This is a genomic window from Hyphomonas sp. (assembly GCF_041398465.1).
In the GTDB taxonomy this organism is placed as follows: domain Bacteria; phylum Pseudomonadota; class Alphaproteobacteria; order Caulobacterales; family Hyphomonadaceae; genus Hyphomonas.
Genome location: NZ_JAWKUS010000001.1, coordinates 735,165 through 759,386, shown reverse-complemented (window position 1 = coordinate 759,386; position 24,222 = coordinate 735,165). Strand labels below are relative to the sequence as shown.

20 protein-coding genes are annotated in these 24,222 nt (G+C 62.4%); 11 read left to right on the top strand and 9 right to left on the bottom strand.

The genetic code is table 11. The features are described 5' to 3' along the window. The first annotated feature begins 125 nt into the window (after nucleotides 1-125). Nucleotides 126-1,568 carry an NAD(P)-dependent oxidoreductase gene (locus R3C98_RS03625; protein ID WP_371312754.1) on the top strand — a complete coding sequence of 481 codons (1,443 nt, stop codon included), beginning with the start codon at nucleotides 126-128 and terminating at the stop codon, nucleotides 1,566-1,568. Between the two features lie 4 nt (nucleotides 1,569-1,572). Further along, entirely contained in the window at nucleotides 1,573-6,114 is a 4,542-nt protein-coding gene (gltB, locus tag R3C98_RS03620; RefSeq protein WP_371312753.1) for a glutamate synthase large subunit, read from the top strand. Nucleotides 6,115-6,116: 2 nt separating this feature from the next. Here gltB and R3C98_RS03615 read toward each other — a convergent pair whose 3' ends face one another. Both R3C98_RS03615 and R3C98_RS03610 read right to left on the bottom strand, forming a co-directional pair. Then, nucleotides 6,117-6,755: a glutathione S-transferase family protein gene (locus tag R3C98_RS03615; protein WP_371312752.1), complete on the bottom strand. Its 639-nt coding sequence runs from the start codon at nucleotides 6,753-6,755 to the stop codon at nucleotides 6,117-6,119. A 16-nt stretch (nucleotides 6,756-6,771) separates the two neighbouring features. Continuing rightward, a complete protein-coding gene (locus tag R3C98_RS03610; RefSeq protein ID WP_371312751.1) occupies nucleotides 6,772-7,695 on the bottom strand; it encodes a DUF4349 domain-containing protein in 924 nt (307 codons plus the stop codon). A gap of 317 nt (nucleotides 7,696-8,012) precedes the next feature. Between R3C98_RS03610 and R3C98_RS03605 the strand changes: the two genes are divergently transcribed. Continuing rightward, nucleotides 8,013-9,176, top strand: a complete 1,164-nt coding sequence (locus R3C98_RS03605) for a histidinol-phosphate transaminase (RefSeq protein ID WP_371312750.1) — start codon at nucleotides 8,013-8,015, stop codon at nucleotides 9,174-9,176. 31 nt (nucleotides 9,177-9,207) lie between these two features. Here the strand turns inward: R3C98_RS03605 and R3C98_RS03600 are convergent, their stop codons facing one another. After that, nucleotides 9,208-10,755 (bottom strand): acyl-CoA carboxylase subunit beta, encoded by a 1,548-nt coding sequence (locus R3C98_RS03600; protein WP_371312749.1) that lies wholly within the window; start codon nucleotides 10,753-10,755, stop codon nucleotides 9,208-9,210. 196 nt (nucleotides 10,756-10,951) lie between these two features. Here R3C98_RS03600 and R3C98_RS03595 point away from each other — a divergent pair, with 196 nt between their 5' ends. From R3C98_RS03595 to R3C98_RS03580, 4 genes are all read left to right on the top strand, one after another. After that, complete coding sequence (locus R3C98_RS03595; RefSeq protein ID WP_371312748.1) at nucleotides 10,952-11,254, top strand: SCP2 sterol-binding domain-containing protein; 303 nt, start codon at nucleotides 10,952-10,954, stop codon at nucleotides 11,252-11,254. An 82-nt stretch (nucleotides 11,255-11,336) separates the two neighbouring features. Then, on the top strand, nucleotides 11,337-12,287 hold the full coding sequence (locus R3C98_RS03590; protein WP_371312747.1) for an alpha/beta fold hydrolase: 951 nt from the start codon (nucleotides 11,337-11,339) through the stop codon (nucleotides 12,285-12,287). Nucleotides 12,288-12,322: 35 nt separating this feature from the next. Beyond that, nucleotides 12,323-13,792 (top strand): AMP-binding protein, encoded by a 1,470-nt coding sequence (locus R3C98_RS03585; RefSeq protein WP_371312746.1) that lies wholly within the window; start codon nucleotides 12,323-12,325, stop codon nucleotides 13,790-13,792. Nucleotides 13,793-13,866: 74 nt separating this feature from the next. Then, nucleotides 13,867-14,871 (top strand): NAD(P)-dependent alcohol dehydrogenase, encoded by a 1,005-nt coding sequence (locus R3C98_RS03580; protein ID WP_371312745.1) that lies wholly within the window; start codon nucleotides 13,867-13,869, stop codon nucleotides 14,869-14,871. 151 nt (nucleotides 14,872-15,022) lie between these two features. Here the strand turns inward: R3C98_RS03580 and phbB are convergent, their stop codons facing one another. After that, entirely contained in the window at nucleotides 15,023-15,748 is a 726-nt protein-coding gene (gene phbB / locus R3C98_RS03575; protein WP_371312744.1) for an acetoacetyl-CoA reductase, read from the bottom strand. A 147-nt stretch (nucleotides 15,749-15,895) separates the two neighbouring features. Here phbB and phaR point away from each other — a divergent pair, with 147 nt between their 5' ends. Then, on the top strand, nucleotides 15,896-16,486 hold the full coding sequence (gene phaR / locus R3C98_RS03570) for a polyhydroxyalkanoate synthesis repressor PhaR (RefSeq protein WP_371312743.1): 591 nt from the start codon (nucleotides 15,896-15,898) through the stop codon (nucleotides 16,484-16,486). A 74-nt stretch (nucleotides 16,487-16,560) separates the two neighbouring features. Here the strand turns inward: phaR and R3C98_RS03565 are convergent, their stop codons facing one another. Beyond that, nucleotides 16,561-17,028, bottom strand: coding sequence for a hypothetical protein (locus R3C98_RS03565; protein ID WP_371313331.1), 468 nt, complete (start codon nucleotides 17,026-17,028; stop codon nucleotides 16,561-16,563). A 247-nt stretch (nucleotides 17,029-17,275) separates the two neighbouring features. After that, the gene (locus R3C98_RS03560; protein ID WP_371312742.1) at nucleotides 17,276-18,064 is read right to left on the bottom strand and encodes a glycosyltransferase family 2 protein; all 789 of its coding nucleotides are present in this window, start codon (nucleotides 18,062-18,064) and stop codon (nucleotides 17,276-17,278) included. A 108-nt stretch (nucleotides 18,065-18,172) separates the two neighbouring features. Here R3C98_RS03560 and R3C98_RS03555 point away from each other — a divergent pair, with 108 nt between their 5' ends. Beyond that, nucleotides 18,173-20,167, top strand: coding sequence for an ArnT family glycosyltransferase (locus R3C98_RS03555; RefSeq protein WP_371312741.1), 1,995 nt, complete (start codon nucleotides 18,173-18,175; stop codon nucleotides 20,165-20,167). 36 nt (nucleotides 20,168-20,203) lie between these two features. On the opposite strand, the gene R3C98_RS03550 is transcribed toward R3C98_RS03555, so the two are convergent. Continuing rightward, a complete protein-coding gene (locus tag R3C98_RS03550; RefSeq protein ID WP_051600041.1) occupies nucleotides 20,204-20,776 on the bottom strand; it encodes an ActR/PrrA/RegA family redox response regulator transcription factor in 573 nt (190 codons plus the stop codon). Between the two features lie 48 nt (nucleotides 20,777-20,824). Further along, on the bottom strand, nucleotides 20,825-22,210 hold the full coding sequence (locus tag R3C98_RS03545) for an ActS/PrrB/RegB family redox-sensitive histidine kinase (RefSeq protein WP_371312740.1): 1,386 nt from the start codon (nucleotides 22,208-22,210) through the stop codon (nucleotides 20,825-20,827). Nucleotides 22,211-22,274: 64 nt separating this feature from the next. Here R3C98_RS03545 and R3C98_RS03540 point away from each other — a divergent pair, with 64 nt between their 5' ends. Further along, entirely contained in the window at nucleotides 22,275-22,886 is a 612-nt protein-coding gene (locus tag R3C98_RS03540; protein WP_371312739.1) for an SCO family protein, read from the top strand. Between the two features lie 17 nt (nucleotides 22,887-22,903). Here the strand turns inward: R3C98_RS03540 and R3C98_RS03535 are convergent, their stop codons facing one another. Next, nucleotides 22,904-23,686, bottom strand: coding sequence for a 3-hydroxybutyrate dehydrogenase (locus tag R3C98_RS03535; protein ID WP_371312738.1), 783 nt, complete (start codon nucleotides 23,684-23,686; stop codon nucleotides 22,904-22,906). Nucleotides 23,687-23,779: 93 nt separating this feature from the next. On the opposite strand from R3C98_RS03535, the gene R3C98_RS03530 reads away from it, so the two are divergent. Further along, entirely contained in the window at nucleotides 23,780-24,211 is a 432-nt protein-coding gene (locus tag R3C98_RS03530; protein ID WP_371312737.1) for a DUF350 domain-containing protein, read from the top strand. Nucleotides 24,212-24,222 lie beyond the last annotated feature (11 nt).

Here is a 24,222-nt window from a genome sequence, read left to right as displayed (position 1 = left end):
GTGAGCAGGGCGCCCGCTGCGCTGTTTTTGCCGATCAATATCATTATGATATTGTATATTGCAGATTCATCTTGCCGCTGGTGCGCTCTGGTTCTATGCCCGGTACAAATGTTCGGGAGGCCGGTATGGCGGAAAGAATGCTGCAGTTTATCCATGTGCCGCGCACCATGCCGGACAAGCGTGGGGCCAAACACCGGGCAACGGATTTCGCGGAAATCTATGACGCTTTCGGCGCGGATGCGGCCAAGGCGCAGGCATCCCGCTGTTCGCAGTGCGGCGTGCCTTTCTGCCAGCAGGGCTGCCCGCTTCAGAACAATATCCCGGACTGGCTGCGCCTCGCGGCCGAGGGCCGGCTGGAAGAGGCCTGGCGGGTTTCGTCTTCGACCAACAACATGCCGGAAATCTGCGGCCGCATCTGCCCGCAGGACCGGCTGTGCGAAGGCATCTGCACGATCGAACAGTCCGGCCATGGCACGGTGACGATCGGCTCGATCGAGAAATACATTACGGACACTGCGTGGGCGGAAGGCTGGGTGGGACCTGTCAAACCGGTACGTGAACGCAAGCAGTCGGCGGGGATCATCGGTGCAGGCCCGGCAGGCCTGGCCGCGGCCGAACAGCTGCGGCGCAAGGGCTACCAGGTGACGATCTATGATGCGTATGACCGGGGCGGCGGCCTGCTGACCTATGGCATCCCGGGCTTCAAGCTCGAAAAGGATGTCGTGGAGCGGCGGATCAAGCGGCTCGAAGACTCCGGCATCAAGTTCAAGTTCAACACCCGCGTCGGCAAGAAAGTGACGCTGCAGAAGCTGCGCGACACGCACGACACGGTGCTGATCGCGACCGGGGTTTATGCGGCGAAGGATCTGAAGTGCCCGGGCTCCGGCGCCGATGGCGTTCATGCCGCGCTGGATTACCTGACCGCTTCCAACCGCAAGGGTTTTGGCGATGCCGTGCCGGAATTCGATGTCGGCACGCTGGACGCGAAAGACAAGCGCGTCGTCGTCATCGGTGGCGGCGACACGGCGATGGACTGCGTGCGCACGGCGATCCGTCAGGGCGCCAAGGAAGTCACCTGCCTCTATCGCCGCGACCGGGCCAACATGCCGGGCAGCCAGCGCGAAGTGCAGAATGCCGAGGAAGAGGGGGTCAATTTCGAGTGGCTCGCCAGTCCCGAGGCTATCCTCGACACCAAGGGCAAGGCCAAAGGCGTGCGCGCCGCGCGAATGAAACTCGGCGAACCGGATGCTTCCGGCCGCCAGAGCCCGGTGAAAACCGGCGAGACGTTCAATGTGAAGGCCGACATGGTCATAAAGGCCCTCGGCTTCGATCCTGAAGACCTGCCGGCCCTGTTCGACGAGCCGGCGCTCTCGGTGAATCGCTGGGGCGCGGTCAAAGTTGACTATGCGACCATGGAAACCAGCCTGCCGGGCGTCTATGCCGCCGGCGATATCGTGCGCGGTGCCTCGCTGGTCGTCTGGGGCATCAAGGATGGCCGGGACGCCGCAGAGGCCATGCACAAGGCCATGAAACAGAATGCAGACGCAGCGAAAGTGGCGGCGGAGTAATCAGATGTCAGATTATGTGAAACAGTACGAACAAAACCGCCAGCGTCTGATCGAGGCGAATGCCTACAACCCGCTGGACGAGCATGATGCCTGCGGCGTGGGCCTCGTGGCTTCGCTGGATGGCAAGCCGCGCCGCGAGATTGTCGAGATGGGCATCAAGGCCCTGAAGAATGTCTGGCACCGCGGCGCTGTCGATGCCGACGGCAAGACGGGCGATGGCGCCGGTATCCGTGTGGAAGTGCCGCAGGAATTCTTCCGCGAGCATGTCACCCGCACCGGCCACAAGCCGACGGACGATCCGATCTGCGTTGGCCAGATCTTTCTGCCGCGTACGGATTTCGCCGCTCAGGAAGCCGCGCGGACGCTGGTCGAAACCGAAGTGCTGCACTTCGGCTTCTATATCTATGGCTGGCGCCAGCCGCCGATCGATGTCTCCGTCATCGGCCAGAAGGCAAAAGACACGCGCCCTGCGATCGAACAGATCATGTTCCGGGATGCGATGGGCCGCTCCAGCGAAGAACTGGAACGGGCGCTTTACATCTGCCGCCGCCGCATCGAGCGGCGCGCGCGCGAAGCTGCGATCCCGAGCTTCTATATCTGTTCGCTGAGCAATGCCTCGCTGATCTACAAGGGCATGTTCCTCGCGCAGGATATCGACAAGTTCTACCTCGACCTGCAGAGCGAGCAGTTCAGCTCCGCCTTTGCGATCTATCACCAGCGCTATTCCACCAACACGTTCCCGCAATGGGCACTGGCCCAGCCATTCCGGATGATCGCCCACAATGGCGAGATCAACACGGTGCGCGGCAACAAGAACTGGATGAAGAGCCATGAGATCCGCATGGTCTCGGAAACCTATGGCGAGAACGTCGAAGACGTGAAGCCGGTGATCCCGGACGGTACGTCGGACTCCGGCGCGCTCGATTCGGTGTGGGAACTGCTTTGCAAGTCCGGCCGGTCTGCACCGATGGCAAAAGCCATGCTGATCCCGGAAGCCTGGTCAAAGCGCGACTCGGTCATGCCGCTGGCGCACAGAGCGCTGTACGATTACTGCAATTCTGTCATGGAGCCGTGGGACGGCCCGGCCGGCATCGCAGCCTATGACGGCCGCTGGGCGATTGCAGGGCTTGACCGCAATGGCCTGCGGCCGCTCCGCTATGCGCTGACCACGGACGGCATTCTTGCGGTCGGGTCTGAAACCGGCATGTGCCCTCTGGGCGATCATGAAGTTGCCAAACGCGGCTCGATCCCGGCTGGCGGCATGATCGCGGCAGACCTGAAAACCGGCAAGTTCTACGACCACAAGGATATTGTGGACCACCTCGCAGCTCAGGCGCCTTATGAGGAATGGCTGTCGGCCGTGACCGAGCTGGAACCGGAGATCAGCGTCGGTGAAGAGCCGGCCATGTTCGCGAAGGAAGATCTGCTGCGCCGTCAGACAGCGGCAGGATATTCACTGGAGACGCTGGAGCTGATCCTGTCGCCCATGGTGGAGTCCGGCAAGGAAGCCATCGGCTCCATGGGCGACGATACGGCTCCGGCCGTGCTGTCCTTCAACTACCGTCCGATGAGTCATTTCTTCCGGCAGAATTTCAGCCAGGTGACGAACCCGCCGGTTGACCCGCTGCGCGAAGAGCGGGTGATGAGCCTCAAGACGCGGTTCAAGAACCTCGGCAATGTGCTCGACACCGACAAGTCGCAACAGGAAGTCTTTGTGCTGGAAAGCCCGGTGCTGACCAATGGCATGTATGAGCGGCTGCTGGAGCGTCTTGGCGTTTCCTACACCGAGATCGACTGTACGTTCGCCGCAGAAGATGTGACCAATGACGGCAGTGCGCTGAAGGAAGCGCTTTCTCGGATCCGCCAGGAAGCTGAGGATGCGGTGCGCGAAGGCCGTGAGCATATCGTGCTGACAGACCAGTATCAGTCTGCGACGCGCACTGCGATCCCGATGATCCTTGCTACCGGCGCAGTTCATTCGCATCTCGTTGCACAGGGCCTCAGGACCTTCTGTTCCATCACCGTGCGTTCGGCCGAATGTCTGGACACGCATTATTTCGCTGTCCTCGTCGGCGTCGGTGCGACCTGCGTCAACGCCTACCTCGCGCAGGATGCGATTGCCGACCGCCATGGCCGCGGCCTTTATGGCGATGTCTCGCTTGAGGAATGCGTCCACAATTACAAGGCCGCTGTCGAGGCGGGCCTGCTGAAGATCATGTCCAAGATGGGCATTTCGGTGATCTCCTCCTATCGCGGCGGGTACAATTTCGAGGCACTCGGCCTCTCCCGCGCGCTGGTGGCGGACTATTTCCCCGGGATGAACAGTCGCATCTCCGGTCTTGGCCTTGCGGGCCTGGAAGAGAATGCGCTGGTGCGTCACGAGATGGCGTTCGACGAGGATGTGATCTCGCTCCCCGTTGGCGGCTTCTACCGTCTGCGTGCCAATGACGAGCCGCACGCCCTCGACGGCCAGCTGATCCACATGCTGCAGACGGCCTGCAACACGGGCGATTATTCGGTGTACCGCAAATTTGCGGATGCGCTGGAGGCCCGCAGCCCGATCCAGCTGCGTGATCTGCTGGACTTCAAGCACAGCCTGCCGCCGGTGCCGCTCAGCCAGGTGCAGTCGATCAACGAGATCCGCAAGCGCTTCGTGACGCCCGGCATGTCGCTTGGCGCGCTCAGCCCCGAAGCTCACGGTACGCTGAACATCGCCATGAACCGGATCGGTGCGAAATCGGTCTCGGGGGAGGGCGGCGAAGACCGCGCCCGTTACCGTCCGCTGCCGAACGGCGACAATATGAACTCGTCGGTCAAGCAGATCGCGTCGGGCCGTTTCGGTGTGACAGCGGAATATCTGAACCAGTGCCGCGAGATCGAGATCAAGGTGGCCCAGGGCGCCAAGCCCGGTGAAGGCGGCCAGCTGCCCGGCTTCAAGGTGACCGAGTTTATCGCGCGCCTGCGCCATGCGACGCCTGGTGTGACATTGATCTCGCCGCCGCCGCACCACGACATCTATTCCATCGAAGACCTGGCCCAGCTGATATATGACCTGAAGCAGATCAACCCGGATGCCCGCGTCTGCGTGAAGCTGGTCGCCCAGTCCGGCGTCGGCACGGTGGCCGCCGGTGTGGCGAAAGCCAAGGCGGACATCATTCTGATCGCCGGCGGTGTCGGCGGCACAGGCGCCAGCCCGCAGACCTCGGTGAAGTTCGCCGGCCTGCCATGGGAAATGGGCCTTGCCGAAGCGCACCAGATCCTGTCGCTCAACAATCTGCGCGACAAGGTCACCCTGCGGACCGATGGCGGCCTGCGTACGGGCCGTGACATTGTCATCGCGGCCATGCTGGGCGCCGAGGAATACGGCATCGGCACGGCCTCACTCGTCGCCATGGGCTGTATCATGGTGCGCCAGTGCCATTCGAATACGTGCCCGGTCGGCGTCTGCGTGCAGGACGAAGCCCTGCGCGCGCACTTCACCGGCACGCCGGAGAAGGTCGTCAATCTGATGAGCTTCATCGCTGAAGACGTGCGCGAAATCCTCGCCTCGCTCGGCCTGAAGTCTCTCGACGAAGCCATCGGCCGCACAGACCTGCTGGCCCAGGTCAGCCGCGGCGCAACGCATCTCGACGATCTCGACCTCAACCCGCTTCTGGTTCAGGTCGATACCGACAAGCCGATCGTCTACCAGCCGGCCCACCGCGAGGAAGTGCCGGATACGCTGGACGCCCAGATCCTGCGCGACGCTGAGCCCTTCTTCGAGCGCAGCGAGAAGATGCAGCTGGAATATGACGTGCAGAACACGATGCGCGCCATCGGCACGCGGTCGAGCTCTGCCATCACACGGAAATTCGGCATGCATGCATTGCCGGAAGGCCGCCTGCATATCCGGCTCGAAGGCTCTGCCGGCCAGTCGCTCGGTGCCTTCTCGGTACAGGGCCTGCTGCTGGAAGTCATCGGCGATGCCAATGATTATGTCGGCAAGGGCCTCTCAGGCGCGACCATTGTCGTGGCGCCGCGCCCGAAAGACCGCCGCTCGGCTTCCGGCGATGCGATCATCGGCAATACCTGCCTTTATGGTGCGACCAGCGGCAAGCTGTTCGCCTCCGGCACGGCGGGCGTGCGCTTCGCGGTCCGGAACTCCGGCGCGAAGACCGTGGTCGAAGGCTGCGGCGCGAATGGCTGTGAGTACATGACCAATGGCCGCGCCGTGATCCTCGGGCCAATCGGCGACAATTTCGGCGCCGGCATGACGGGCGGGGCAGCCTTCATCTGGGATCCGACCAACCGGTTCGAACGGGTCGCCAACCCGGACTCGATCGACTGGTATCCGCTGCCGGAAATGCCCACCGAGCATATCGGCGAGGCCAAGGCCCTGATCGAGGAACATGCCCGGCGCACGGGCTCTGTCCGTGCCAAGGAAATCCTCGACGACTGGGACCGGTCCGTCCACGACATGCTGATGGTCGTGCCGAAGGAGATCGAGCACCTCCTGCTTGGCCGCACCAAGCCGAAGGCAAAGAAAAAGGTCTCAGCGAAGGCGTAAGGTCAGCGATTGTTGAACGCGTACTGATCGGCAAAGGCCCGCTGATAGGCGGGCCGCGCCTCACCGCGCGCGACATAGGCGGCAAGGTTCGGATATTCGTCCAGCAGGCCTGAAGGCTTCAGGCGCTGAAGCACGGAGACCATCATCAGGTCGCCGGCGCTGAACGGACCATCCAGCCAGTCGGCATCCTCGAGGTGGACGGACAACTCCCGCAGCCGCTTGCGGATACGGTCCAGAACCATCGGCAGTCGGTCACCTGCCCAGGGCTTGTCGCCTTCGATCAGCTTGGCGTTCTGGAGTTCCAGGATCGGCGGCTCAACCGTATTCACGGCCGCGAACACCCACGTAATGGCCCGTGCCCGGGCTTGCGGGTCTTCCGGCAACAGGCCGGGCGCCTTCCCGGCAATATGAAGCAGGATGGAACCGGATTCAAAGAGGACGAGGCCGTCCTCTTCATAAGTTGGGATCTGGCCGAATGGGTTCCGGTCCAGATGGTCCGGCTGTTTCATGTCCTCGAAGGTGACGGGCCTGACTTCATATGGCTGGCCGACTTCCTCCAATGCCCATCGGACGCGTGTGTCCCGGGCAAGGCCGCGCCCGCCATCCGGCGACCGGTCGAAGACCGTCAGTGTGATCGTCATGTTCGCTGGTTCCCGATCAGCTCTTCTTGCGGCGGATGCGCGGCCAGATCAGTTTCAGCCAGATCCAGACGAACACGCCGATCAGGATCAACCAGGGCAGGCCGACAGCAAAAGCCGTGATCACGGCGGCCAGCGCGCTCGACAGATTATAGAAGAAGTCTCCGAAGGCGCGGGCCAGCGGCTCCAGCGCACCTTGCGAGACCGGGTTGCGCTTGGTTTCATAACCTATGGAGAGCTTGCTCATGTTCACCCGCTGGCGCAGCGCAGCGAGGGAGGATTTCAGCGAATCGATCTCGCCATTGACGCGGGCAAGCTCGCGCTCTGTTTCCAGCAGCTCGCCCAGCTTGCCGGGCCGGTCGGCCAGCAGCTGTTCCAGCCGGGTCTGCAGCGTTTCCTGCGCTTTCAGGCGGGCATCGGTGTCGATGATGGAGACGGTGAGGTCTTCCGCCGTGGTCTGCCGGTTCGTGATCTCGCCCTTCGCCGCTTTGGCTTCGGCCTCGACGCCGTTCAGGAACTGGTCGATCCAGACAGGTGTTGCGCGCAGGTTCAGCGAGGCTGAGGCTTCGTCTTCCGAATAGGAATTCATCCAGGAATTGGTCACCATGCAGACGGCGGGGCCGGCCTTGTTGCAGGCGTCTATATGGCCCTGCAGCGTCGGCTCGATCGCATTCACCGGCAGGCGCATGCCGATGGAGTGGGAGTAGGCGATGTACTGCTGGGCGACGGCTTCGCCGCCAGATCCGCCACCGGCATCCATTTCTTCCAGGAACATGCCGTCATCGGCGGCAAATTTTGCGCCCATGGACATTTCGACCGGGGAAGGAGGCGCGCTCATCGGCCGGGCCGATTCCCGGGTGGCGCCGGGCCCGCCGCAGGCCGCCAGGCCCATGGCCGAAAGGGTGAGCGCCGACAGGGCGAGGCGAAGTGATTTCGTGTTCATGTGTGTCCCTCCACTGGACGCATCTCCCACATGAAACGCGGAAAAAGGCAAGATTCCGCTCGCAACGCGGAAAATTGCGGCTGTCAGGTAACCAGAGCCGGGAATCAGGGGGCCGTGGCGGATGATTGCGCCTGCCTCACGGGCGAATCTGGTCAGCAAGGAAGCAATTACCGGCGGATTCCCCGGGTGGGCGACCTTTGTGTTGCCGATACTGCAGGCGAGGCAGAACGTTCCGTTACATCCGGCGCCTCGGAGGGTGCGCCGGTCCTCCAGCCACGGTGAGGGACCCTCCGGACCATTCTTAAGGACCCAAGGTCATGACCAAGTTTTCCAGCCAACCGCTCTTCAATCCTTCCCGCCGCAGCCTGATGAAGCTGGCCGGCGTCGGCGCCATGGGCGCGGCGACCGGACTGGCCGCCTGCTCAGAAACCGCCGTCGCCGCTACGCCGGCCAATGATGCCGTCGATCCGGACGCCCTGGCGATCATGTCGTCGAACGAAAACCCGTTCGGCCCATCGCCCAAAGCTGTTGAGGCGATGAAGGCGGAACTGACGAACATCAACCGCTACGCCTATCCGAAGACGATGGAATTCGCGAAGATCATCGCCGAGCGCGAAGGCGTCGAGCTTGAGCAGATCGTCGTCACGAACGGTTCGTCTCCGATCCTCGCAGCCTTCTCCGACTGGGTGAACGTGAAGGGCGGCAAGATCCTTACCTCCGCCATTACCTATGAAGGCGTGCCGCGCGTCGCCGAGCAGGCCGGCACCGAAGTCGTCTACATGCCGCTGACCCAGGACATGGGCTATGACCTGGACGCCATCGCAGCAGCTGTCGGCCCGGACACCGGCGCCGTCTATCTCTGCAACCCGAACAACCCGACCGGCAAAACCATCCCGACGGCAACGCTCAAGGCGTTCGTCGACGAAGTCAGCCCGAAAGTGCCGGTCTTCATCGACGAAGCCTATCTCGATCTGTCGGATGAGTATCCGAACAACAAGATGAGCAGCTATGTCGCCGAAGGCCAGAATGTCATCGTGGCACGGACCTTCTCGAAACTGTACGCAATGGCTGGCCAGCGTCTTGGCTATGGCATCATGCCGGCTGACATGGCGATGGACATGCGCAAGACGGGCCGCCTGTCTGCTGTGAACCATCTCGGCCTCGTGGCGGGCATCGCCAGCCTCAATGACACGGCCTACTTCGAGGAGATGCGCGCCAAGAACATTCGCGGGCGCCAGAAGCTGATGGCCATGGCAGCAGACCTCGGCCGTCCGATCGCGCCGGACCCGCAGGGCAGCTTCATCTACATGGACGTCGGCATGCCGGCAGCGGACTTCGCAGCGAAAATGCTGGACCGCGGCGTGCGCGTCGTCGGCTCGCGCTGGAGCGACCTGCCGAACTGGTCGCGCATCTGCGTGGGCCTCGATCACGAGATCGAGAAGTGCCACGCCGCTGCCAAGGAAGTCCTGACCTCGATCTAAGGGGGAAGTCGGGCCCCGGCCCTGGCTTCGGTCAGGGCCGGTAGCCTACCTTGCGCTCGCCGGGTTCGAGGACCCGCCAGGCATGGTGAATGAAATCCACCAGCAGGGGCCGCGTGTCGCGCGGATCGATAATTTCCTCCGCAAAGAAACTTTCCGCCGTGCGGAAAGGTGAGCGGATCGCCTCGAACTTCCTGTACAATTGTTCCTTCAGGGCCTCGGGGTCTTCGGCTTCGGCCAGTTCCTTGCGGAACGCCGCCTCGATGCCGCCGGCCATGGGCAGGCTGCCCCAGTCGCCGCTTGGCCAGCAATAGCGCCATTTCGTCTTCGACTGGTTCATCATCGCCGACCCGGCCAGGCCATAGGCCTTGCGGATGATTACGGAGCACACCGGCACATCGGCCTGGTAGACCGCCGTCATGGCACGCACGCCCGCGCGGGTGACGCCTGCGGTTTCCGCCTTCACACCGACGGCAAAGCCCGGGCAGTCAACGAAGTGGATGACCGGCAGGTGGAACATGGAGCAGAGGTCCATGTGCCGGGTGACCTTGTCGCAGACATCTGCCGTCCACGCCCCATCCAGGAAGAAGGGGTCGCCCGCCAGGATGCCGACCGGATAACCGTCGACCCGCGCGAGGCCGGTAACGATACCGCGGCCCCATTCCTTGCCGATCTCGAAGAAGCTGCCATGGTCGACCGTGGCATTGATGATCTTGCGGGGCTTGTAGGGGGTCTTTCCATTGGTCGGGACGATGGAGAGCAGGCTCTCTTCCTTCCGGTCCGGATGGTCGGCCGGGGATGTGCGCTCCGGCAGGTCGTGCACGGATGGGGGCAGGTAGGACAGGAAGCGCCGCGCCGCGATGAAGGCGTCGGCTTCGCTGTCGACCACATTGTCCACCGTGCCGTTCTGCGCCTGGATCTTCCAGCCGCCGAGTTCTTCCTTGGTGACGTCTTCGCCGAGCGCGATCGCCACCGGCGGGCCGGCCACGAACACCTGGCTGAGTTCCTTGACCATGACGGAGAAATGGCTGGCCGCCACCCGGCCTGCGCCCATGCCGGCGCAGGGGCCGAGGGCGAGCGACACGAACGGCACCTGCGAGAGCCCGTGGACGATCCCGTCCCAGCCCGGTGTTTCGGGAATATAGGTGCGCGGGTCCTGTTCCAGCGATTTGACCGAACCGCCACCGCCCGTGCCGTCGATCAGCTGGACCAGAGGCATGCGGTATTCGGCCGCCATCTTGATCATGATCAGCAGCTTGCCGCGGATCGAGGCATCGGAGGCACCGCCGCGCACGGTGAAATCGTCGGCGAGGATGGCCACCGGCTGGCCGTCGATCCGGGCCCTGCCGGTCACGGAGTTCGATGGCAGGAAGCTCTCCAGCTCATCATCCGCCGAGTAAGTGGCCCGCCCGGCAATCTTGCCGAGTTCATGGAAGCTGCCGGGATCTGCCAGAAAGGCGACCCGTTCGCGGACGGTCAGCTTGCCCCGTCCACGCTGACGCTCGACCGGCTCTTCGCCGCCCATTTTCTCGGCCAGCCGTTCCCGGCGGCGGAGTTCCTCAATCGATTTTTCCCAGCTCATGCCGCGACCTTCCACGCTTCCCTTAGGCGACGTCAAGCAGGCTGAGGTTGTCTTCCGTTCCATGATGACGGTGGCGGGGCCGGATGCCGCCGCACCTGAAGCCCCCGTTACGATACGGTATGTCACACAGCTTTCCCTTGATTTTCATCCCGGGGGTCTGCTTTATCGCATCAAATCCATCCCAAGGAGGAATCTCATGGATCTCGCAGAACTCACATCCAAGGCTTCGGCAGCGCTCGCCAATGGCAGCGACTTCAAGAAAAAGGTGAAATTCGATTTCGGTGACGCCGGCAAGCTGTTCATTGACGGTGTGAATGCCGTTGCCAACAATTCTGACGACGCTGCAGATGCAACCATCAAGGTTGATTGGGAAGACTTCAAGAAGATCGCTTCCGGCGGCCTCGACGCCACGATGGCCTTCATGCAGGGTAAACTGAAAGTAGAAGGCGACATGTCGGTTGCCATGCAGCTGCAGAGCCTGATGAAGGCGCTTTCCTAAGGAGAGCAGCCCTTCGGGTTTGACAGGTCAGGCCGCCCCGGGACACCCTGAGGGCGGCCTTTTCCGTCTGGGATAAATATACATGGACACGCCCGCGCCGCCGGACACCGAATTTGTGATGGTTCCCGGCAATCCGCCGCCGAAGGGGGCTGAGATTGTCTGGTTCAAGGGCACGGGCGGCCGGGCCCTGCGTGCCTGCATTGCGCCGGCGCTGGCCCCGGACAAGCCGCGCGGCACGGCCATCGTCTGCCCGGGCCGGACGGAATTCATCGAGAAATATTTCGAGGTCGGCCGCGAGCTGCAGACCATGGGCTTTGCCGTCGTCATTCTCGACTGGCCGGGGCAGGGCCTGTCGGAACGCCTGCTGGACGACTCGAAGAAGGGCCATATCGACCGGTTCGAAACGTTCATGGGCGCCCTCGCCAACGGGCTGGAAGCGCTGGATGACCGCCTGCCGCGGCCTTACGTGTCGCTGGCCCATTCCATGGGCGGAGCGATTGCCCTGGCCGCCATAGCGCAGGGCCTGGTGAAGGTGGATGCCGCGGCCTTCTCCGCGCCGATGTGGGGCATCAAATCGAAATTCCTCGGCATGCGCTATCTCGTCTGGGCGATGCGGGCGACCGGCCGGTCCGGTGACTATGCCGTCCAGCCCGGCCCGCCGGAGACGTTCGAGACGAACATCGTCACCCATGACAAAAAGCACTGGCAACTTCAGCGCGACCTCGTCGACGCCCGGCCGGACCTGGAACTCGGCCCGGTAACCTGGGGCTGGCTCGGCGCCTCGCTGGATATTCTGGCGACGTTCACGAAAGCCAGGACGTTGAGCTCCGTGACCATTCCGGTCTTCGTCGCGTCTGCCTCGGAAGAACAGCTGGTCGACAATTCGACTCACACCACCATCTGCAAACGCCTGCCGGACTGTGAGCACGTCATGGTTGAAGGGGCGATGCACGAGATCCTGATGGAAACCGACGACAAGCGCGCGGAGTTCTGGGAGGGGTTCCAACGCCTCCTGAAACGTGCGGATATATAGACACGAAAATTCAGACTGGGGTTAGGAGGAAACCTGTGGCGATCATCACGCTTTCTCGCATTGTGGCTTTCTGGGCGGCGAAGCAGCCGGACCGCGCGGCCATCGACCATGAAGGGGTCCAGATCAGCTGGGCCGAACTGGACAAGCGCACCAATCGTCTTGCACGCGCCTATGAAAAGCTGGGCGTGAAGCAGGATGATTTCGTCACCATCGCCCTGCCGAACGGAATCGAATTCTTCGAAGCCTGCCTTGCCACATGGAAAGCCGGCGCCACGCCGCAGCCGATCTCGTCCCGCCTGCCCAAGCATGAGCGCGACCAGATCGTGGAACTGGGCAAGCCCTCCCTCGTGGTCGGCGTCCCGGAAGGTGAATATGGCGGCACGCCGTCCGTGCCGGAGAATTTCGAACCCGATGCCAGCCTTCCGGACACGGAACTCCCTGAGCGCATGGCCACTTCGCTGAAGGCGATGACGAGCGGCGGCTCTACCGGCCGGCCGAAGCTGATCGTTTCGAAAATCCCTGCTGCCTGGGACCCGGAACTGCCTTATCTCGAAATCCCGCTGCAGGGCGCCATGCTGATCCCGGGACCGCTCTATCACAATGGCCCGTTCATGTGGGCGATGATCGCCCTCTTCAAAGGCTGCACGGTCGGCATCACGACGCGCTTCGATGCGGAGAAGACGCTGGCCACGATCGAGCGGCTGAAGGTGGATGTGGTTTATACCGTTCCGACCATGATGCGCCGCATCTGGGCGCTGCCGGAAGACGTGCGCAACTCGTACGACCTCTCCAGCCTGTCTGCGCTCTGGCACCTCGCGGCGCCGTGCCCGGCCTGGCTGAAGGAATGCTTCATCGAATGGCTTGGCGGCGACGTGATCTGGGAACTCTATGCCGGCACCGAAGGGCAGGGCACGACAATGATTCAGGGTACGGAGTGGATGGACCACAAAGGCTCTGTCGGCAAGCCGGTCGAGGCCTGCGAGATGATCGTTGTCGATGAGGACGGCAAGGTCCTGCCGCCCGGCGAAGTGGGAGAGATCTTCATGCGCCCGCTCGAAGGTGCGGGCACGACCTACCGCTATATCGGCGCCGAAGCCAAATCCCTTGACGGCGGCTGGGAAAGCCTCGGCGACATGGGATATCTCGACGAAGACGGCTATCTCTACCTGACCGACCGCCTCTCCGACATGATCCTGTCGGGCGGGGCGAACATCTATCCGGCGGAAGTGGAGGCGGCGATCGACGCCTATCCGGGCGTTCAGTCATCTGCCGTGATCGGCCTGCCGGACGAGGACATGGGCGCGCGCCTGCACGCCGTCATCTGCCGGCCGGAAGGGCCGGTCGACGAAGCCGACATGCTGGCCCATCTCAATACGATGCTGGTGCGCTACAAGATTCCGAAAAGCTTCGAATATGTCAGCGAGGCGGTACGCGACGATGCTGGCAAGGTGCGCCGCAAGACGCTCCGCGAAGAGCGGATTGCGGCCATGGCGCAAAACGCCTGACGAGATACCGGTCCCGCTTGACTTACCCTAGGGCGGGACCGCTCCCTTCCTCCACAAATCAGGAGGAACACCTTATGAAAGTTGCAGCCGTCAAGAAGCCGGGCGGTCCCGGCAATCTGGTCATCGAAGAGCGTCCGGATCCGAAACCAGGCCATGGCGAAGTGCTGGTGCGTGTGCGTGCCTCCAGCCTCAACTATCACGACTTCGTCGTCGTCATGGGCGGCATCCCAACGCCGGACGGCCGTATCCCGATGTCGGACGGCGCCTGCGAAGTTGTCGCCCTGGGTGAGGGCGTCACGAGTTGGAAAGTGGGCGACAAGGTCCTTTCGCTGTTCTTCCCGGGCTGGCAGTCCGGCCAGATCGAGGCGGCCGGGTTCAACTCCGTTCCCGGCGATGGCGCGGACGGCTTCGGCGCCGAACTGGTGGCCGCGCCGGAAACCGCCTTCACCCGCATGCCGGAAGGCTGGACTTTCGAAGAGGCCGCAACCCTTCCGTGTGCGGCGCTCACCGCCTGGCGCGGCATGTTCGCCGAGGGCGGGCTCAAGGCGGGCGACTGGGTGCTGACGCAGGGCACGGGCGGCGTCTCGATCTTCGCGCTGCAGCTCGCCAAGGCGGCTGGCTGCCGGGTGATCTCCACCTCGTCCTCGCCGGAGAAGCTTGAAAAGCTGAAAGCGCTCGGCGCCGATCATGTGATCAATTACAAGGAAAACCCGGACTGGGGCGCCGAGGCGTTCAAACTGGCCGGCGGACGCGGCGTCGATGAAGTCGTCGAGATCGGCGGGCCCGGCACAATGGCCCAGTCCATCGCGGCCTGCCGTCCGGGCGGTCACATCTCGCTGATCGGGGTCCTGACCGGTGTGTCGGGTGAAGTGCCGACGGCGGCGCTCTTCTCGCGCAATATCACCCTGTCGGGCATCACGGTCGGATCGCGCCGGATGCAGGAAGACATGATCGACGCCATCGAGGCGAACGGCATCAAGCCGGTGATCGACTCGACCTTCCCGCTGGACAAGATTGCCGAGGCATTCGCCCATCAGGCGAGCCAGAAGCATTTCGGCAAGATCGTCCTGACGGTCTGATCCGCGGAAGTCCGTTATGGTCCGGCATGGTCATCACAGGTCATGCCGGGCCACGGAATAGTCCGGTATGATCATGGCGTAGTCATGTGCTGACATGAAAAAACGCCCTCCCGGCAGGGGAGGGCGCTTCCTTGTTCCGGAACGAAACAGATTAGCCGGCGATGTACTGCGCGCCGTTCACCGTCATCGTTGCGCCGGTGATGAAAGCGCCATCGTCGCTGGCGAGATAGGCGCACATGGACGCAATCTCTTCCGGTTTGCCGAGGCGGCCGACCGGGATCGTCGCGATGATGCCGTCGAGCACTTTCTCAGGCACCGCGCGCACCATTTCGGTGTCGATGTAACCGGGGCAGACCGTGTTCACGGTGATGCCCTTCTTGGCGCCTTCTTGGGCGAGCGCCTTGGAGAAGCCGATCAGGCCGGCTTTGGCGGCGGAGTAGTTCGCCTGGCCGAACTGGCCCTTCTGCCCGTTGATGGACGAGATATTGATGACGCGGCCCCAATTGCGCTCACGCATGCCTTCCCAGACATGGTGCGTGACGTTGAAAGCGGAGGTCAGATCGATGTCGATCACCTGCTGCCATTGGTCTTTCGTCATTTTGTGGAACGGCGCGTCGCGCGTCACACCGGCATTGTTGACGACGATGTCGATCGGGCCGAGATCGGCCTCGATGGCGGCAATACCGGCGCCGACAGCGTCGTAGTCGGCGACGTCGAATTTGTAGACATGGATGCCGAGTTCGTCGGCGGTTGCCTTGGCGGCTTCATCGTTACCGGCATAGTTTGCGGCCACTTTGTAACCGGCTTTCGCCATGGCTGCGCTGATGGCGTGGCCGATACCGCGTGTACCGCCTGTGACCAGAACCGTTTTGGACATGGGTGCTCCTCCCTGGAATTTTTGCACTGCAGCATGCTTAGCGTTACTGTTGCAGAAACTTCAATAGCGCATTGGTCGCATGCAGATTTTATGCGAGATTGTGCCGCATAGCACAAAAATTGCTTTCCCGCTTGGGAAAGCCGAGGGATGAAAATGGCCAAAGGGACGGGCTCTTCGGAGCCGATCATCATCAAGAAATACGCAAACCGTCGTCTCTACGACACGTCGACCTCGTCCTACGTGACGCTGGATCACCTGTCGGAACTGGTCCGGGAGGGCCGGGATTTCGAGGTCCGGGATGCCAAGACGGGAGAAGACCTGACGCGTCAGGTGCTGACCCAGATCATCTTCGAGCAGGAGACCAAGGGCGAAGGCGCCCTGCCGCTGAACTTCCTGCGCCAGCTGATTGGCTTCTATGGCGGTGGTGCCCAGACCTTCCTGCCTGCCTTCCTCGACATGTCGATGAATTCCTTCGCAGAGGCGCAGAAGGAGTGGCAGAAAGCTGCCAATCCGATGACCATGTTCGAGAAGCAGGCCCGCCGGAACATGACCATGTTCGAGCAGGCCATGAAGATGTTCATGCCGACGCTCTACAATTCCGCGAAGCCGGAAAAGCCTTCCTCTTCTGCCTCACCGGCTGGCACCATGATGGAAATGCAGGCCGAAGCGCTCGCAAACATGCAGGCGCAGATGTCTGCCATTCAGGACCAGCTGGCTGAGCTCTACCGCAAGGACTGAGACGCGCGCTCGCCGTGAAATAAAAAAGCCCGCTCCATCGAGCGGGCTTTTCTGTATCTGGTTTCCGTATCGGATCAGCCGTGATCGACCCCGAAATCACGCCGGGCAGACACGATGGTCACCACCACGCCTGCCAGAACATCCAGCAGCGTCATCGACATGAGGATGAAGAAGGTGGAGGTGGCAAAGTTCGGTGCGAGCAGGAATTCGATCAGGCAGAGGATAAACAGCATCATCGAGATCGCGTGATTGATGATGGTCGACGTGCCGGTGCTGGTGGACTTCAGGATTTCCAGGAACAGGAAAACGATCGACAGAAGCAGGATCGCGTCGCCCTGGGTCAGTACCCATTTGACGCCCGATATCATCGGGAGCGAGAAAAAGGTCTCGTTCAGCACGGCCTGAAGCGGGGCGGTATCGCTGGCGATGATCTGGCCCAGTTCATTGGTCGTCGTGGCAGGGCCACCGGCCATGACGGCCAGGAGGTTGTACAGGGCCACCGGCACGACCAGTAGCGGAAAGATTCCGAAGATTGCACGCATCAAATACCCCTTTTCGGTGCTGCTGCGGGACCCGGCATTTTGCCGTTTGCGTCTGGCGATGAAACCGCCAATGACGGCTGCCTGCGTGTCCTTTTTCATGTCACTAACCCGTCGCTCAGCGCGTGTTAACACGAGGTTTACCGGATAGTTTCCGGCGAGGCGAGGAAAAATCCCCCACGGCCTTAACCACCACTATTCCTGCAAATCGGGCGATTTGCAGGCGGTTCGTCCGTGAATTTGAACAGGATCAGATTTCGTCTGCACCGCCCGGATTGCGCCGGCGGCGGATCAGCCAGGTGACGCCGCGCAGATCCGAGAAGGCATCGTTCAGGCGGCCGAAATTTGTGTAGTTCGATTTGCCGGCGCCGCGCTCCCGGTGGTTGACGTCCCGGTACTCCACATCGAAGCCTTCGGCCCGCATCAGGGCCGGCATGTAGCGGTGCATATGATCGAAATACGGGAGCTGGATGTAGGACGTCCGCTTCATCACCTTGATGCCGCAACCGCTGTCGTCGCAATCATCCTTCAGCATGCGCTTGCGGATCCGATTGGCAAAGCGGGAGCCGAAGCGCTTCCAGGCCGTATCCTTGCGCTTGGCCCGGCGGCCCATGACCATGTTCAGCTTTTCCGGCGCATCCTGACGGGTCAGCTGGCGGTAGAGATCCGGCAGGTCAGCCGGGTCGTTCTGGCCATCGCCGTCCAGCGTGCCGATGACCGGCGCTTTCGCGGCAAGAATGCCGGAGCGGATCGCCCGGCTCTGGCCGGCATTCTTCCGGTGGCCGAGCACGCGCAGCATCGGGTATTTCGATTTCAGCGCCACAAGCTGGGCGCGGGTATCGTCGGTCGAAGCGTCGTCGACGAACACCATTTCATAGGCGCGCCCGTCGAGCGCCTTGGCGATCTCGCCGATCAGGGTCGCCACATTCCCGGATTCATTGTGCACCGGGACGACGACGGAAAACTCAAGAGCCTGGTCCAATTCCAGATCCCTTCTGCTGATGCGCCCCAACCAGCGCTCGAAAAGTCTTCGCGTCATACAGAGCGTTCCGGCGAAAGGCGAGCCCTGTGCTTCACTTGCAGCTGACACCGGTCCCGCATCCAAAAGCGCAAGACGAAGCGGCCCGAACCCGTTAGAGGAGGAGCCATGACATTGCTCGACCGCCTTTCGACCGGCTGGAAAGCCTGGGTCGCTCTCTTCCTGATCACCTTCAGCGCCGCGGCGCCCGGCGTTTTCATGTTGCCGGCACTCGACCGCGACGAGAGCCGTTTCGCTCAGGCGTCCAAGCAGATGCTTGAGGACCACGATTACATCCGCATCCAGTACCAGGACGAGCTGCGCAACAAGAAGCCGGCAGGAATTCACTGGCTGCAGGCCGCGTCGACAGCCGTTTTCACCGGTCCGGAGGCCAAGCAGATCTGGACCTACCGTTTCCCGAGCTGGATCGGGGCGAGTCTTGCTGCGGTTGCCTGCTTCTGGTGCGGTATTCCTCTGGTCGGGCGCCGGGCGGCCTTTCTCGGGGCGGCCCTTTTTGGCTCCACGCTGCTGCTGACCTCCGAAGCGCATATCTCGAAGACGGACGCGGTGCTGGTCTGCCTGACAACCTTCGGCATTGGCGCGCTGGGGCGGCTCTATCTGCGCGAAGGTCCGCCGAAACAGGCAGCGCTTCTCTTCTGGCTTGCCATGGGGCTCGGTTTCCTGATCAAGGGACCGGTGACACCCATGGTCGCGACCTATGCCGGTTTCGGGGTCTGGGTCTGGGGCCGGGCGGAAAACGGGAAGGGCGGTGACTGGTGGCGCCCGCTGGCCTGGTGGCCGGGCCCGCTCCTGTTCGTGGCGCTGGTACTGCCCTGGTTTATCTGGGTGCAGGTGGCGACGAACGGAGAGTTCCTGCAGGGCGCGGTCGGCAAGGATCTGAAAGACAAGTTCGCGGGCGCGTCAGAAGGCCATGGCGGCTGGCCGTTCTTTCACCTGACCCATCTGCCGATCTGGTTTTTCCCGGCGATCCTGCTGATCGTGCCGGGCCTTGTCGCTGGCTGGAAAGACGTGCGGCAGGCGACGGTGGCGCGCAAAGGCTGGCCGGTGTTGATGGTCGGCGGCGCCCTGCTGGCGGCCAGCCTGCTTCTATCCCTTGTGCTGCCATCCACGTCCGCGAATGGCGTGAAGGTGGCGTACCCGGTCGTGTTGCTGATGGTGTTCTGGTTCCTCTCAACGCAGGACGCATGGCGAAGCCGGGCGCCAGTGTCGCCCGAAGCGCCGGTGGAGGTAAAAGGCCTGCGCTTCCTCTTGTCATGGACGCTGCTGACCTGGATTTTCTTCGAGTTGATGCCGACCCTGCTCAGCCACTATATTTTGCCGGCCTATCCGGGGATGGCGCTGCTTTGCGGTCACGCAGCCGTGCGCCTGATCGACGGGGCGAAGATGCCGGTGTCACGCTGGCTGTCGCTCGCCTTGTTCGGATTGGGGGCGGTTCTGCTGCTGGCGGTTTCGTATCCGGGGGTCACGCACGGCCTCATGGCGGAAGCGGCCGGTGACTTCACCACGGCGTCCAGCGCCGACGTGCTGGAAACCTGGCAGGCCTATCGTCAGTTTCCTGTCTGGCTCTGGTGGGGCGCGTTTGCGCTCTGCGGTGCCGCGGCGATCGAGTTCAGCCGTGCCCGGACGGCTCTCGCCATCGCTTTCGGCGTAGCGGCGGCATTTGTCATGGGCTGGCATATTCGTATCTTCATGTTGCCGAGCCAGGTCTGGGTCCAGCCGACGGAAACCGCGCGGCTCGCCCTGGAGGATGTCTGCGGCATACCGGGGAAGACGTGCGCCATGACGCCGCCGGAGCGTATCCTCGCGCTTGGTTATGCTGAGCCGTCCTATATCCTGACCATGGGCACACAGAATACCCACCCACCGGAAACACCGCTGGACCTGCCCACGGATGAGCGCGCCTTTCCTGTCGTTTATCTTGTGAACTATGAGGACCGGAAGGCGGAGCCTCCCGTAGCTGAGGAAGTCGAGCACCTGCGTGATCAGGCGCGGGGCATGGGCCTCTGCATCACGGAGTCTGAGCCGTACTATGCGCTGAACTATTCCAATGGCGATCCGGTCAATTTCGTCGCCATGCGTTTCGATCGGGACAGCTGCCGCTAGAACAACTGCCGTCTGCAAATACAGTAGGCGTAAAAGTCAGCGCGGCGCGCGCTTGGCGAGTATGCGCTGGAGCGTCCGACGGTGCATGTTCAGACGGCGAGCGGTTTCCGAGACATTGTGATTGCACAGTTCGTATACGCGCTGGATGTGTTCCCAGCGGACCCGGTCGGCCGACATCGGGTTCTCCGGCGGGGCCGGTTTCTCGTCGGAGGTCGCGGTGAGGGCGCGGATGATGTCTTCCACATCAGCCGGCTTCGAGAGGTAGTCCACCGCGCCCGCCTTCACGGCGGCAACTGCGGTTGCAATGGCGCCATAGCCAGTCAGGATCACGGCGCGGGCTTCCGGGCGGCTTTTCTGCAGGACTTCCACAACGTCCAGTCCGCTGCCGTCTTCCAGGCGCAGGTCCAGCACCGCAAAAGCCGGCGGATTCAGGCGCGCGATATCCTTGCCTTCTGCAACATTGGTTACAGCAGATACGATGAATCCACGCTGGGCAAGGGCACGGGCGAGGCGCTGCACGAACGGGCCATCATCGTCCATAACGAGACAGGAGCGATCTTCGACGCCCTCCAGGCTCTCATGAAGATTGATATTTACTGGCCGTTCCATGCTCAGCTTCCCTAGCTACCTGATTCTTTTATAGGACTTCCAAATCAATTAATCCAACGCGGATGCTTCAAGAGCTGCACGTGGCCAGAGGGCCTGAACGATGGCGCCTCTACGGGGTGGCATGCGGTTCCTGGTGGCAATCCGGCCGCCTGTTCTCTCGATCAGGGTTTTTGCAATAAAGAAGCCAAGTCCCATGTCTCCGCCGCCGAGATGTGCTTCGCTCCGCTCCGAGACATAGGGCTCCCCTAGTTTCGGCAGTACTTCCTGAGAAAAGCCAGGCCCATCGTCGCTGATGGAGATCATGATCTGGTCAGCCGTCCAGCTTGCCTGCGCCGTCACCCGGGAGTCCGCGAAGCTGACGGCGTTCTCAACGAAGGCACTGATGGCGTGGAGGATCTCAGGGCTGCGGTTCAGGATCGGGGGCCGGGAGTCTGCTTCATCCTCGCCGGGACGGATGACGACTTCCACCGCCACGCCAAGGCCTTTGAACGGGGCGGCCGCTTCGGCGACCAGCGCGTCGAGCGTGACGCGGGCATGCACGATGTCGGTCGCTTCGCGGGCTTCGCGGATGGTCGCGAGGATGTTGCGGCACCGGTCTGCCTGCTCCGCCAGCAAGGTCAGGTCCTCATATTTCGGATCGTCTGCCGGCGTCTCCGTCAGTAATTCCTTGGCGACGAGGTGAATGGTGGCGAGCGGGGTGCCAAGCTCGTGCGTCGTCATGGCGGACATTGCGCCGATGGCAGACAGCTTCTGCTCCCGTGCCATGACAATGCTGGCAGCATCGAGTGCGCGGACCAGCTTCGCTTCATCCTGGCTGACGCGCCCGGCAGAGACGGCGAAGAACACGACACCGACGGCAAGCGCTGAGAACTGGCCGAGATGGAAGAGGGGCGGCAGTTCCACCATGGCGCCATTGATCCAGGGCAGGGGAAGTGAAATCAGCGGCATGATCGCTGCGAGCGTTAGCGCCAGCAGGGCGATCAGCACGGCCCGCTTCGGTGACAGGCTGAGCGCTGCCACCGTCACCGGCGCGACGAGCAGCAGAAGGAACGGGTTCGACAGGCCGCCTGTCACGGCCACAAGTGCCGCGAGTTGAACCGTGTCGAAGGCGAGTTGGAGCGAGGCTTCCCAGCCGCGCGTCAGGCGCTGGCTCTGGAAAGCAAAGGAGAGAAACACGTTCAACCAAGCAGAGGCCGCGATGATCGCCAGGCAGGCGGCCAGCGGCAGGTCGAAATGCAGCACAAAGGCCACGAACAGTACGGCAGCTGTTTGTCCTGCCACGGCCAGCCAGCGCAGCGTGATAAAGGTGCGCAATCGTGTTCGTCCCAGCGCGGACTGGGCTGATCCCAGGCCCTCCGGGGCGAGGGTGAAGATGGCATCGTCGAAGCCGAGCCGGTCGGCGCGGTTCACATCCTGGCGGGACAGATCACTCATTTGTGTCTTATGCGGCAGCGTGACGCCCTCGCCAAGCGGCAGGTCCACGTCCTAGAGGAAGGTCATGACCAGACTTCGCTTGTCCGCGGCCCTGATGGCTGCGCTGCTTACCGCCTGCGGCCCTGCAAAACCTGACGGCCCGTCTGCGGGCGGCCCGGCCGCTGGGTGCATGTCCCGCGCCTATCCGAACATTGGCGGCCCGATTTCGCTGGTGAACCAGGATGGCGAGCCGGTGACGGAAGAGACCTATAAGGGCCATCCGACGCTGATCTATTTCGGCTTTACCTATTGCCCTGATGTCTGCCCGATGACGTTGGTGACCTTGAAGCGGGCCTATGACCGCCTGCCAGAGGATGTCAGCCCGCCGCAGACGCTGCTGATCTCTATCGATCCGGAGCGTGATACGCCGGAACAGCTGGCGCAATATGTGTCGACCAACGCCTTCCCGGACAATCTTCAGGGACTGACCGGGACGCCGGAAGCGGTTCGTGCGGCGGCAGATGCGTTCATGGCGGATTATTCGCGGATCGAGCAGCCGGACAGCCAGAGCGAATATTCGATGGATCACACGTCGCTTCTGTACCTGATGGATGAGGACTGGAAGCTGACAACCTTCTTCACCCATGAAGACACGGACGAGACGATCGCCTCCTGCCTCACAGAATTGCTGGAATAGTCGGGCAGGCCGCCTGTCTACTGGGCCGTCCAGCCGCCATCGACTGGCAGCAGGGCGCCGTTGATCTGACTGGCTGCGGGTGAGCAGAGGAAGGCCGCCATCTCGCCGATCTGCTCGGCCGTGACGAATTCCTTGGTTGGCTGAGCGGCAAGGATCACATTTTTCACGACTTCATCCTCGGTGATGCCGCGGGCCTTGGCCGTGTCTGTGATCTGCGCGTCGACCAGTGGCGTGTGGACATAGCCCGGACAGATCGCATTGCATCGTACGCCATGCGTTGCGCCTTCCAGTGCAACGGTCTTGGTCAGGCCGGCAATCCCGTGTTTCGCGGCCACATAGGCCGCCTTGTAGGGTGAGGCGACTAGCGCATGGGCGGAGGCGGTTTGAATGATGCGGCCCCAGCCTTTCTCTTTCATGCCCGGCATGGAGAGGCGGATCGTGTGGAACGCCGCCGACAGGTTCAGCGCGATGATCAGGTTCCACTTGTCGACCGGAAAATCCTCGACCGGGGAGACGTGCTGCATGCCGGCATTGTTGACGAGAATGTCGGCGCCGCCGAATTCGCTCTGCACATAGGCCATCATGTTCTCGATGGCGGGAATGCGGGTAAGGTCGGCGCTCGAATAGCCGACCATAACCGAGTGCTCCGCAGCCAGCGACCGTTTCAATGCGTCGATCTCTCCGGCATCGCCGAAGCCATTGAGCACAATATTACAGCCTTCAGCCGCCAGCCGTACCGCGATGGCCTTGCCAATGCCGCTCGTAGAGCCCGTGATAAGGGCTGTTTTACCTTTCAGCATGATGGTCTCCTTGAGCGGCGGGTAAGCCATGCTAGGAATAGGGCCGGGCCCCCGCCGGGTCACCACTATAATCACACAGGATTATCAGGATTCATGGGCGGAGAAATCGGTGCATTTGTCGAGGCGTTTCCAAGATTCCTGATCTGGACGGCCAGCGCTGGCGTGATGCTGGTCGTGTCGAGCACAATTTATGTTCTGCTGACGCCCTGGAAGGAATTTGCGGAGGTCCGGCGCGGGAACACCGCGGCCGGTTTTGCACTGGGCGGCGCGATTGCCGGCCTCGCCTTGCCGATGTCGTCGGCGCTCGCATCCAGCATCACCCTGATCGACTTTGCCATCTGGGGCATCGTTGCCCTGTTGCTGCAGCTGATTGTCTATCGTCTGGTAGACCTGTTGCTGGGCGGGTTGCCGAAACGGATCGAAGGGGACGAACTGGGCGCTGCCGCGGTGCTCGTTTCCGCGAAACTGGCATCTGCCCTCATTCTTGCCGCAGGATTGTGGGATCCTGCGTTGCAGAGATTCTGATGCGAGGAGCA